The following is an 11,794-nucleotide window of genomic DNA, read 5'->3' as shown; positions in this document are numbered from 1 at the left end:
GTGGACGGCAGCTTCACGCCGCTGGTCACCGACGAGGACGTGCACGCGGCGCTGGAACGCGGCCTGATCGACCGGGTGGGCGCCGACTTGGGTGGCCGGCTGCGCGCCGGGCGGTCCCGCAACGACCAGGTGGCCACGCTGTTCCGGATGTGGCTTCGCGACGCGGTACGACGGGTCGCGGCCGGAGCCCTCGACGTCGTCGCCGCGCTGGCCGGTCAGGCCGGCGAGCACTCGACCGCCATCATGCCCGGCAAGACCCACCTGCAGTCCGCCCAGCCGATCCTGCTGGCCCAACACCTGCTCGCGCACGCCCACCCGCTGCTGCGCGACGTGGAGCGCCTCGCCGACTTCGACAAGCGTGCGGCGGTGTCGCCGTATGGTTCGGGGGCGCTGGCCGGCTTGTCGCTGGGCCTGGACCCCGACGCCATCGCCGCGGACCTGGGTTTTGCGACCGCCGCGGCCAACTCCGTCGTCGCGACGGCCGCCCGGGACTTCGCGGCCGAGGCGGCGTTCGTCTTCGCGATGATCGGTGTCGACTTATCCCGGCTGGCCGAGGACATCATCCTGTGGAGCTCTACGGAGTTCGGCTACGTCACGCTGCACGACTCCTGGTCGACGGGTAGTTCGATCATGCCGCAGAAGAAAAACCCCGACATCGCCGAACTGGCGCGCGGCAAATCCGGGCGGTTGATCGGCAATCTCGCGGGGTTGCTCGCCACGTTGAAGGCCCAGCCGCTGGCCTACAACCGGGACCTGCAGGAAGATAAGGAGCCGGTGTTCGACTCGGTCGCCCAGCTGGAGTTGTTGTTGCCGGCCATGGCCGGTCTGGTGGCCAGCCTGACCTTCCACGTCGACCGGATGGCGGCATTGGCCCCGGCCGGCTACACACTGGCCACCGATATCGCGGAGTGGCTTGTCCGCCAAGGTGTTCCGTTCCGCTCCGCGCACGAGACCGCCGGGGCGGCGGTGCGCGCGGCCGAGGGGCGCGGCGTCGGGCTCGAGGAGCTGACCGACGAAGAACTGGCCGCCATCAGCCCCGAGCTGACACCCCAGGTTCGTGAGGTGCTGACCATCGAGGGCTCGGTGTCGTCGCGGGACGCGCGCGGTGGCACCGCGCCCAACCAGGTCGCGGCTCAGCTGCGCGACGTGCTGGCCAGTTGCGAGCAGCTGCGGGCATGGTTGTCCGACCAATTCGGGCGCTGATCCGCGTCCGTGACACGCGGTTTGCTGTGGCCAACCAATCGGGCCTATTTACCGCCGCACGGGCCCGTTAAGATCGTTTAACTCCCAGTTAAAAGCGCTAAGGTTGAATGGCTCAACATGCGTGTCATCACCAAGGGGCCAATGAGCGTCATCGCGGGCGTCTAAGGTGCCCTACCTCCGTATCGCTACTCCCAGCGAGAACTACGGACTTCTTCGTGAGCGTTCCTGAGTTCGAGGGCTATGAGGACATCGTTCGGCAGCTGCACACCAGCTCGAAGGTCAACAGCCGCCACCTGGTGATCCCGCTGGAGCGGTATCCGTCGCTGTCCGACTTCGGTGTGGCCAACCCGATCTACATCGACAATGCCGTTGAACTGGGCTGTGAGGCGCTGACGGCGGCCCTCGACGAGGCCGGCGTGCAACCCGCGCGACCTCGGCATGCTGATCACGGAGAACGGTCACCGGGCTGGCAATTCCGTCGATCGACGCCCGGATCGGGGGGCGGGTCGGGCTGCGCGAGGACGTGCGCCGGGTCCCCGCTGTTCGGGCTGGGTTGCATCGCCGGCGCAGCCGGCGTGGCCCGTCTCAACGACTATCTCTGCGGCGCCCCCAACGGCGCGGCCGCGCTGATCTCGGTGGAGCTGTGTTCGTTGACTTACCCGGGCTACAAACCGTCGCTGGCCGGGCTGGTCGGCAGCGCGTTGTTTGCTGACCGGGCCGCCGCGGTTGGTCGCGGTCGGCGATCGTCGGGCCGCGGAGATCGACGCGTACGGCCCGATGTCCTGGATTCGCGCAGCCACCTGTACCCCGATTCGCTGCGCACGATGGGGTACGACGTCGGTACCACCGGTTTCGAGCCGATCCTGTCCAAAGACGTGGCCGCCGTCGTCGAACAATACATTGAAGACGACGTCACCCGGTTCCTTGGGGCGCACGGCCTGACCGCGACCGACATCGGCGCCTTCGTCAGTCATCCCGGTGGCCCCAAGGTCATCGAAGCGATCAACGCCGCTTAGCCTGCCGCCGGAGGCCCTGGAGCTGACGTGGCGGTCACTCGGCGAAATCGGCAACCTGTCGTCGGCGTCGGTGTTGCACGTGCTGCGCGACACCCTCGCCAAACCATCGCCCCAGCGGCAGTCCGGGCCTGATGTTCGCGATGGGTCCCGGCTTCTGTTCGGAGCTGGTATTGCTGCGCTGGCACTGATTGCAGTCGAGCGTGATGTCGCTGCATCGCCCACGGCCGGGCAGCATGAAGGCCGGGTTGGATGACTAGGCAGTTCCGACGAGCTGATCCAGGCACTACGTGCGTCGCTGAAGAAAACGAGCGGATGAAGCGGGAAACCGCGAGTATCTGGACGCGCGAGCGAACCGATGGCGCTGGTGGGCATGGCCTGTCGCTACCCGGGTGGCATCGATTCCCCGGAAGCGTTGTGGGACATGGTCGTTGACGGCCGCGATGTGGTGTCGGACTTCCCGGCCGACCGCGGGTGGGATCTGGCCGGATTGTTCGATCCCGACCCCGATGCGACCGGCAAGTCCTACACCCGCAGCGGCGGATTCCTGGCGCGGGTGGCCGACTTCGATACTGCGTTCTTCGGGATCGCGCCGAGTGATGCGCTGGCGATGGATCCCCAGCAGCGGCTGCTGCTGGAAGTGTCGTGGGAGGCGTTGGAACAGGCCGGGATTGACCCGATCACGTTGCGGGGCTCGACGATAGGGGTGTTTGCCGGGTTTTCCACGGGTCGTACGGGGGACAGGGCCGGGTGCCCGGTGACCTGGAGCGCTACGGGCTGCGCGGCTCGACGCTCAGCGTCGCATTGGGGCGCGTCGCCTATTCGTTGGGCCTCGAGGGTCCGGCCGTTTCGGTGGACACCGCGTGTTCCTCCTCGCTGGTGGCCTTGCATCTGGCGACCCGCTCGCTGCGGTCGGGCGAGTGTGACCTGGCACTGTTCGGCAGTGTGACGGTGATGGCAACCCTGGCGATGTTCGTGGAGTTCAGCCGGCAGCGCGCTGTCTCCCGACGGCCGGTGCAAGGCCTATGCGGGTGCCGCCGACGGAACCGGGTTCTCCGAGGGGGTCGGCGCGCTGGTGCTGGAGCGGCTGGCCGACGCGCGGCGGTTGGGCCACCGGGTGTTGGCGCTGGTGCGTGGTTCCGCGGTCAACCAGGATGGCGCCTCCAACGGGCTGGCCAACCCCAACGGGCCCGCGCAGCAGCGCGTCATCCGCGCGGCGCTGGAGAATGCCCGGTTGGGCACCGCCGATGTCGATCTGGTGGAGGGGCACGAGGCGGGGACGACGCTCGGCGATCCCATTGAGGCCCATGCGATCCTGGTCACCTAAGGGCAGGACCGCCCGGCCGGTCGGCCGTTGTGGCTGGGAATCGATCAAGTCGAACATGGGTCACACCTCGGCCGGCGGCCGGGGTGGCGGGTGTGACCGACGGATCCGGGCTGCCGGTGCTGTCGGTGCGCGAGTTGGTGGTCCGCCCGATCTCGATCGGTGCGCTGTCGGCCGCGTTGGCCGTGGCGGCCGGCGGGTCCGGCGGACTCTACGAGATCGCCTGGTCGCCGGTGTCGGTGGAGTCCAATGGGTTTGGTGGCGGGGTTGTGCGGGTGTGGGAGCACCGCCGTCGGGGGATTCGGTGGAGGCGGTGTATGCGGCGTTGAGGGTGTTGCAGTCGTGGTTGGCTGGTGCCGGTTGGGCAAATGGTCGGGTTGTGAGGTGCCGAAGCTGGCCTTGTAGTGCTCGAAGTAGATCTCCGCCATCGTGACGAGCGCCGCCACCACGGTCAACCCGGACAGCGACCGTTCGAAGCGGCCATGCGCGACGTCGTAAAGCGGCCCGCTCGGTCAGATGTTCGGCCTTGGCGGTCCCCTTGGAACCGGCGCCGCCGTTGCCAACCAGCAACATCGGGTCTGCTCCCTGGCTATGTGTGCAGCGCTCGGCCGTGCGGCACAGCGTGGCAGTAGGCCGCGAGGCACTCAGGAACCCCAGATTCGCGGTCGACATATCCATGCGGGCCACCTCCAGCACGCAGGACGGCTCGGCACCCAGCGCTCGACGGCGTCGTGAGTAGACGCGTTGGCATGGCTGCTCAGGCTCTGGCAGAGCGCCCAGCTGCGTATTTCAACCGAGGTGGCGACGACGACGCGCCGCGACCGATGCGAAGCTGCGTGCGTACCCGCTTCCCGCGGCGTAATCACGGGGCGGCCAAACCGCTCCGCAAGAGCAAACTTCCTGACCAGAACCGCCAAGCCCCGCGATGTGTCATGATGTCCAAGCTGTCGAGAGTGGGGAGCAGCGGTGGACCTGAACTTGTCGATGATCACTCGGCCGGTGGAACGGCTGGTCGCGACGGCGCAGAACGGCTTGGAGGTCTTGCGGCTAGGCGGCCTCGAGACCGGCACCGTTCCGTCGCCGTCGCGGATCGTCGAGAGCGTTCCGATGTACAAGCTGCGGCGCTATTTCCCGCCCGACAACCGCCCGGGGCAGCGTCCGGTCGGCCCGCCGATGCTGATGGTGCACCCGATGATGATGTCGGCCGACATGTGGGACGTCACCCGCGAAGACGGCGCGGTCGGCATCCTGCACTCGCACGGCCTGGACTGCTGGGTCATCGACTTCGGTTCGCCCGACAAGGTCGAGGGCGGCATGCGGCGCAACCTCACCGACCATATCGTCGCGCTCAGCCAGGCCATCGACACCGTCCGGGACGCCACCGGCAGAGACATCCATCTGGTCGGCTACTCGCAGGGCGGCATGTGGTGCTACCAGGTCGCCGCCTACCGGCGGTCGAAGAGTCTGGCCAGCATCGTGACGTTCGGTTCGCCGGTGGACACCCTAGCCGCCCTGCCGATGGGCATCCCGGCAAACTTCGCCCCGCCCATCGCGGACTTCATGGCCGACCACGTCTTCAGTCGGCTGGCCATCCCGGGCTGGTTGGCCCGCGCCGGCTTCCAGATGCTCGACCCGCTCAAGACCGCGAAGGCCCGGGTCGACTTCGTGCGTCAGCTGCACGACCGCGAGGCTCTGCTGCCGCGCGAGCAGCAGCGCAGGTTCCTCGAGCGGGAGGGCTGGATTGCGTGGTCCGGTCCGGCGATCTCCGAGCTCCTCAAACAGTTCATCGCGCACAACCGGATGATGACCGGCGGTTTCGCCGTGAACGGTCAGATGGTCACGCTGACCGACATCAGCTGCCCGATACTGGCTTTCGTCGGCGAGGTCGACGACATCGGTCAGCCGGCCTCGGTGCGGGGGATCCGGCGGGCGGCGCCTAACGCCGAGGTGTACGAGGCCCGGATCCGCACTGGGCACTTCGGTCTCGTCGTGGGAACCAAAGCGGCAGAACAGAGTTGGCCCACCGTCGCGGCATGGGTGGAATGGTTGTCCACCGGCGGCGACAAACCGTCGGGCATCGACCTGATGGCCGACCAGCCCGAGGAACACACCAACAGCGGCGTCGCGCTGAGTTCGCGGATCACCCACGGCATCGGTGAGGCGTCGGAGGCGGCGATCGAGCTGGTGTGCGGCGCCATCACCGCCGTGGTCGCGGCCAACAAGTCCATGCGCACTCTGGCCGTCGAGACCGCACGCACGTTGCCCCGGCTGGCCCGGCTCGGGCAGATCAACGACCACACCCGAATCTCGTTGGGCCGCATCATCAGTGAGCAGGCGCAGAGTGCGCCGCGCGGTGAGTTCCTGCTCTTCGACGGGCGGGTGCACACCTACGAGGCCGTCGACCGGCGCATCAACAACGTCGTGCGCGGCCTGATCCAGGTCGGCGTTCGGCAGGGCGACAGGGTGGGTGTGTTGATGGAGACCAGGCCCAGCGCCCTGGTCGCCATTGCCGCGCTGTCGCGGCTCGGGGCGGTCGCGGTGGTGATGCACCCGGATACCGACCTGGCGGCGTCAGTGCGGCTGGGGCGGGTTAGCGAGATCATGACCGACCCCACCAATCTGGAGGCGCTGCGCGACTGGTCCGGCCGGGTGCTGGTGCTCGGCGGCGGCGAGACGCGTGACCTGCATCTGCCCGAGGACGGGAACGTCATCGACATGGAGCAGATCGACCCCGACTCCGTCGAACTGCCCGCCTGGTACCGGCCCAACCCGGGCCTGGCCCGCGACCTGGCGTTCATCGCGTTCAGCTCGGCGGGCGACGAGCTGGTCGCCAAACAGATCACCAACTACCGGTGGGCGGTGTCGGCGTTCGGTACAGCATCGACCGCCTCCCTCGACCGCCGCGACACGGTCTACTGCCTGACGCCGCTGCCCCACGAGTCGGCATTGCTGGTCGCCCTGGGCGGCGCCGTCGTCGGTGGCACGCGGATCGCGCTGTCGCGGGGGCTGCGGCCGGACCGGTTCGTTCACGAAGTGCGCCATTATGGCGTCACCGTCGTCTCCTATACGTGGGCCATGTTACGCGACATCGTCGACGATCCCGCGTTCGTGTTGCATGGCAATCATCCGGTGCGGCTGTTCATCGGGTCGGGGATGCCGACCGGGTTGTGGGAGCGCGTCGTCGAGGCGCTCGCGCCCGCGCACGTGGTCGAGTTCTTCGCCACGACGGACGGTCAGGCGGTGCTGGCCAACGTGTCGGGCGCCAAGGTCGGCAGCAAGGGCCGGCCGCTGCCCGGTGCCGGGCGCGTCGAGCTGGGCGCCTACGACGCCGAAAACGACCTGATCCTGGAGGACGACCGCGGCTTCGTGCAGGTCGCCGACGTGAACCAGGTCGGCGTGCTGCTCGCGGCGTCGCGCGGGCCGATCGATCCGACGGCCTCGGTCAAGCGCGGCGTCTTCGCACCCGCCGACACCTGGATCTCCACCGAGTACCTGTTCCGCCGCGACGAGGACGGCGACTTCTGGTTGCTGGGCCGCCGCGGCTCGGTGGTGCACACCGCGCGGGGGGTGGTCTACCCCGAGCAGGTGACCGATGCGCTCGGCATGATCAACGGCGTCGACCTCGCCGTCACCTACAACGTCCCGTTCAGGGAGACGGAAGTGACGGTCTCGGCTGTGACGTTGTTGCCCGGCGCCGGCATCACCGCCGCGGATCTCACTGAGGCGTTCGCCGACCTGCCCATCGGGCTGGGGCCCGACATCGTGTGCGTGGCGCCGGAGATGTCGCTGAGCGCCACCTTCCGTCCGACGGTCAGCGCGCTGCGCGCGGCCGGGATCCCCAAGTCCAAGAAGAACGTCTGGTACTTCGACATCGCCAGCAAGCAGTACCGGCGGCTGACTCCCGCGGTGCGCGCCGAACTCGCGCGATGTATCAAGGGAAGCGATGATTGACCAGAACCTGCTGAACATCCTGGTGTGCCCGCAAGACCGGGGTCCGCTGCTGCTGGTGTCCCCAGAAGACGGGAGCGAGCTGCTCTACAACCCGCGACTGCGCCGCGCCTACCGCATCGAGGATGGCATCCCGGTGCTGCTGATCGACGAGGCGCGCGGCGTCGGCGACGCCGAGCACGCGCGTCTCATGGAACGCAGCCGTCCACCAGATCCCCGGTGAGGTAGCGCTGCAGCGTAGGCGCGATGGTCGCCGCGATCTGCTCGGCCGGCAGCGACGCGAACGGCTCGATCTCCATGATGTAGCGAGCGGGCCATCACCACACTCATCAGTTGCGACGCGACGAACTGAACTCGGATGCGTCCCGTTCCGGGCGGATTGTCCACCCGCGGACCGACTTCCGCGATGATGACGTCTTGCAGGAACGTTCGCACCAGACCTCACCTCTGCCCCAGAGATCAGCCACCGCAGGGTGGCGATCAGGCCCGCACCCAGCTCGGAATCCCAGATCGGCAACAGTATTTGTGGCACCCGCTGCCCGAGTTCGTCCACCGGGGTCTCCCGCAATTGGATCAGCACCGTCATCGGGCCGATCGGCAGGTGGATCGCGGCGGCGAACAGCGGCTGCTTGGTGCCGGAGTAGTGATGCACGAGGGCGGCGTCGACCCCCGCGGCGGCAGCCACCGCGCGGATCGAGGTTAGGTCAATCCCGTTGTGGACAAAGAGTTCTCGCGCGCTGGACAGGATGCGGTCCCGGGTGTCGGAGGTTCCGGCCGGGCGGCCGGGACGGCGGCGGCTGGTGTTGGTGGCCGGGTCCGCCGCCGCAGAGTCACCGCGGCCAGGCACAGCGCCGCCAGGGCGGACCCGGCCACCACGATCATGTCGCGCACGGCGACACCGGTCAGTTCGGGGTGAGCATTGACCTGTTGCAGCGCTTCCAGTGCATAGCTGGCCGGCAGGACGTTGCTGATCCATTGCAACCAGTCTGGCATCGCGGCGCGCGGGATGATGATGCCGGCTCAGCAGCAGCTGCGGCACCAGCGTGATGAACTGCACGGCCTGAAACTCGGTGCGGGCGAACGCACTACACAGCAGGTCCCAGTCCGACACCGAGCACCGTCGGCCCCCACACTTAGTGCGCGACAACCGAATACACGCCGATCGCCCACAGCGGCACGAACACCATCCAGGCGGCGAACTTGACGCGCTCCGCGATCGCGCCGCTGACCAGGGCGGCGGTGAATGATCGCGAACGTCAGCTGGAAGGTGGCGAACAGCAGGCTCGGGCACCGCGCCGTGGACGGTGGTCGGGGTGATGCCCAGTATCCCGACGTGGCGCAGCCCGCCCGTGCCGCCGTCGGTGAAGGAGATCGTGTAGCCGACCAGCAGCCGCGCGACCGTGACCAGCGGGATCGAGATGAAGCTCATCATGATCATGTTGAGCACGCCGGTGCGGACCATGCCGCCGTAGAAGATGGCCAGGCCCGGGGTCATCAACAGGAACAGCGCGGTGCTGGTCAACAACTGGCGGGGTCGATTAGCTTGCATGGTTGGGCGCCTCTTTGCGTCCTGGGGGTCCCGGGACACCGGGATATTGCCATGGCGGAGCGGTCGGTAGGTTCGCTGGGGTGTCCGCAGGACAGCTCCTTGTCGACCCGGTGGAAGCCGCGCACCGATTGCTGGGTGCCACCCTCACCGGGCGGGGCGTCGGCGGCATCGTCGTCGAGGTCGAAGCCTACGGTGGGGTGCCCGACGGGCCGTGGCCGGATGCGGCGGCGCACTCCTACCGCGGCCTCAGTGGGCGCAACGCGGTGATGTTCGGACCGCCCGGCCGGCTCTACACCTACCGTAGCCACGGCATCCACGTGTGCGCCAACGTCTCCTGCGGCCCCGACGGGACGGCCGCCGCGGTGTTGCTGCGCGCGGCCGTCGTCACCGACGGTGTCGACGTTGCCCAGGACCGGCGTGGTCCGGCCGTGCGCACCGCCGGGTTGGCGCGGGGGCCCGGAAATCTGTGCTCGGCGCTGGGAATCACGATGGCAGACAACGGGATTGACCTGTTCGACGCCGATAGCCCGGTGCGCCTGACGCTGCGCGCCACTGACGGCGCGGTCGGGGGTCCGCGGGTCGGTGTCAGTCAGGCCGCCGATCGGCCGTGGCGATTCTGGCTGGCCGGACGGCCGGAAGTCTCGGCGTACCGGCGAAGTCCGCGGGCGCCCGCCGCCGGCGCCAGCGACTAGCCTCTTACCCCATGATCCTCGACGAGCTGGGCTTGCGTGGGCTGATCGCGCAGTCCACCGACCTCGACGCCCTGGCCGCCGAAGCGCGGCGCGGGCCGATCACGGTGTACTCCGGATTCGACCCTACCGCGCCGAGCCTGCACGCCGGCCACCTGGTGCCGCTGCTGGCGTTGCGCCGCTTTCAGCAGGCCGGGCACCGCCCCATCGTGTTGGCCGGCGGGGCCACCGGCATGATCGGGGACCCACGTGAGGTCGGGGAACGTAGCCTCAACGAAGCGGACATCGTCGCCGAATGGACGGAGCGCATCCGCGGTCAGCTGGAGCGCTTCGTCGATTTCTCGGCCGCCGGGGACTCGCCGACCGGCGCGATCGTCGTCAACAACCTCGACTGGACGGGCCCGATGTCGACGATCGAGTTCTTGCGCGATCTCGGCAAGCACTTCTCGGTCAACATGATGCTCGACCGCGATACCATCCGGCGCCGCCTGGAGGGCGACGGCATCTCCTACACTGAGTTCAGCTACATGCTGTTGCAGGCCAACGATTACGTCGAGCTGCACCAGCGGTACGGCTGCACGCTGCAGATCGGCGGGTCGGATCAGTGGGGCAACATCATCGCCGGGGTGCGGCTGGTGCGCCAGAAGCTCGGCGCGGCGGTGCACGCGCTGACGGTGCCGCTGGTGACGGCCGCCGACGGCACCAAGTTCGGGAAGTACACCGGAGGCGGCAATCTGTGGCTGGATCCGCAGCTGACCAGCCCTTACTCCTGGTACCAGTACTTCGTCAACACCGCCGACGTCGACGTGATCCGCTACCTGCGCTGGTTCACCTTCCTGACCGCCGAGGAGCTCGCCGAGCTGGAGCAGGCCACCGTCGAGCGTCCGCAACAGCGTGCGGCGCAACGGCGGCTGGCGACCGAACTCACCGTCCTGGTGCACGGCGAGCAGGCCACCGCGGCCGTCGAACACGCCAGCCGGGCACTGTTTGGGCAGGGCGAATTGGGCCGTCTCGACGAGGCGACGCTGACCGCCGCGCTGCGCGAAACATCGGTCGCCGAGCTCAAACCGGGCGGCCCGGACGGGATCGTCGACCTGCTGGTGGCCACGGGACTGTCGGACAGCAAGGGCGCGGCGCGGCGCACCATCAGCGAGGGCGGCGTGTCGGTCAACAACACCCGGATCGACAGCGACGAATGGACACCGCAGGCTTCCGATTTCCTGTACGGCCGGTGGCTGGTCCTGCGGCGCGGCAAGCGCAACATCGCCGGCATAGAGAAGGTCTAGAGGGGTTTCAGCGGGGACCTTGTCATCGGCGGGGAAGCCGATTGTCGAGTAGGGGAAGCCTCGTGAAGGAACGACGAGATCCCCGCTGTGCCAACCAGTTTTCCCGCATCCGCGGCATCCGGCTATCCCACAACCGGCGGATTTGTGGGCGGATGCCGGGTGTCCGTCGGTTGGGGGACAACCCGATCAAATCGCCTGCATGGCAAGGGGCATGGCATACTGCCCCCGACCCTGTCAAGAACCTCGGAGCAAAACACGTTGGTGTGCAAACCTTTACCGGGCCGTGCCCTGAACGTGACACTGGGTGGCCACTGTAGTCACAGTGATTTCGCGCACTCACCGAACCTTGCCCGCCGCGGGGCAGGCGAAGGTTGTCGGATTTGTCGTATTGACCGCGAGCATGATCACCGCCGCCGCGACGATGGCGGCTCCCATCCGTGCGGACATGACGAGCAACCGGTTTCTGTCCGCGCTGACCAATGCCGGCATTGCCGTCACCCAGCCGGCCACGGCGCTGGCGGCGGGTCAGTCGGTCTGTCCCATGCTGGTCCAGCCGGGCCAGTCGTTCGACTCGGTGGTCTCGGAGATGGCCTCCGACAGCGGCATGACCGAGAAGAACGCGGGCATCTTCACGATCGTCGCGATCGCCACGTTCTGTCCTTCGATGATTGCCCCGCTGGTCCCGGACCGGTTCAAGGCGTAGCGGGATCGCCGCCCGAGTGCCCGTATCCTTTCGGGGGAGTCCGGGAGCAATCGAGGTGAACAACACGAGTGGGTGATGA

7 protein-coding genes and 6 pseudogenes are annotated in these 11,794 nt (G+C 68.1%); 9 read left to right on the top strand and 4 right to left on the bottom strand.

Translation table 11 applies throughout. The features are described from left to right. The 4 genes and pseudogenes from argH to FQ389_RS18185 all read left to right on the top strand — a co-directional run. The coding region (argH, locus tag FQ389_RS14460; protein ID WP_144208835.1) for an argininosuccinate lyase at positions 1-1,203 on the top strand (1,203 nt) is incomplete at its 5' end. Positions 1,204-1,344: 141 nt separating this feature from the next. Further along, positions 1,345-2,407, top strand: a pseudogene (locus FQ389_RS14455) (type III polyketide synthase). A 107-nt stretch (positions 2,408-2,514) separates the two neighbouring features. Then, positions 2,515-3,638: pseudogene (locus tag FQ389_RS14445) on the top strand (beta-ketoacyl synthase N-terminal-like domain-containing protein); the annotation flags it as partial. Beyond that, entirely contained in the window at positions 3,636-3,869 is a 234-nt protein-coding gene (locus FQ389_RS18185) for a hypothetical protein (RefSeq protein WP_186296444.1), read from the top strand. The pseudogene FQ389_RS14445 and the gene FQ389_RS18185, both read left to right, overlap by 3 nt. Before the next feature lie 57 nt (positions 3,870-3,926). On the opposite strand, the pseudogene FQ389_RS20465 reads toward FQ389_RS18185, so the two are convergent. Further along, a pseudogene (locus FQ389_RS20465) lies at positions 3,927-4,113 on the bottom strand (hypothetical protein); the annotation flags it as partial. Positions 4,114-4,524: 411 nt separating this feature from the next. On the opposite strand from FQ389_RS20465, the gene FQ389_RS14435 reads away from it, so the two are divergent. Beyond that, entirely contained in the window at positions 4,525-7,491 is a 2,967-nt protein-coding gene (locus tag FQ389_RS14435; RefSeq protein WP_407662900.1) for an acyl-CoA synthetase, read from the top strand. Next, positions 7,484-7,711, top strand: coding sequence for a Trm112 family protein (locus FQ389_RS14430; protein WP_144208826.1), 228 nt, complete (start codon positions 7,484-7,486; stop codon positions 7,709-7,711). The genes FQ389_RS14435 and FQ389_RS14430 overlap by 8 nt, the downstream gene beginning before the upstream one ends. Here the strand turns inward: FQ389_RS14430 and FQ389_RS14425 are convergent. The 3 pseudogenes from FQ389_RS14425 to FQ389_RS14415 form a co-directional block, all read right to left on the bottom strand. Further along, positions 7,677-8,335 (bottom strand): annotated as a pseudogene (locus FQ389_RS14425) (TetR/AcrR family transcriptional regulator). The gene FQ389_RS14430 and the pseudogene FQ389_RS14425 sit on opposite strands and share 35 nt — an antisense overlap. Beyond that, positions 8,302-8,606: pseudogene (locus FQ389_RS20460) on the bottom strand (ABC transporter permease); the annotation flags it as partial. The pseudogenes FQ389_RS14425 and FQ389_RS20460, both read right to left, overlap by 34 nt. 18 nt (positions 8,607-8,624) lie before the next feature. Further along, a pseudogene (locus FQ389_RS14415) lies at positions 8,625-9,037 on the bottom strand (ammonium transporter); the annotation flags it as partial. 80 nt (positions 9,038-9,117) lie between these two features. Here FQ389_RS14415 and FQ389_RS14410 point away from each other — a divergent pair. The 3 genes from FQ389_RS14410 (at position 9,118) to FQ389_RS14400 (ending at position 11,715) form a co-directional block, all read left to right on the top strand. Further along, positions 9,118-9,729, top strand: coding sequence for a DNA-3-methyladenine glycosylase (locus tag FQ389_RS14410; protein WP_144208823.1), 612 nt, complete (start codon positions 9,118-9,120; stop codon positions 9,727-9,729). A gap of 11 nt (positions 9,730-9,740) precedes the next feature. Beyond that, positions 9,741-11,012, top strand: coding sequence for a tyrosine--tRNA ligase (gene tyrS, locus FQ389_RS14405; protein ID WP_144208820.1), 1,272 nt, complete (start codon positions 9,741-9,743; stop codon positions 11,010-11,012). A 400-nt stretch (positions 11,013-11,412) separates the two neighbouring features. Then, positions 11,413-11,715, top strand: coding sequence for a DUF732 domain-containing protein (locus FQ389_RS14400; protein ID WP_144208838.1), 303 nt, complete (start codon positions 11,413-11,415; stop codon positions 11,713-11,715). Positions 11,716-11,794: the final 79 nt, after the last annotated feature.

The organism is Mycobacterium tilburgii, assembly GCF_902168065.1.
GTDB lineage: Bacteria > Actinomycetota > Actinomycetes > Mycobacteriales > Mycobacteriaceae > Mycobacterium > Mycobacterium tilburgii.
The sequence above is the reverse complement of the archived record's forward strand: the minus strand, read 5'-3'. Positions and strand labels throughout refer to the sequence as shown.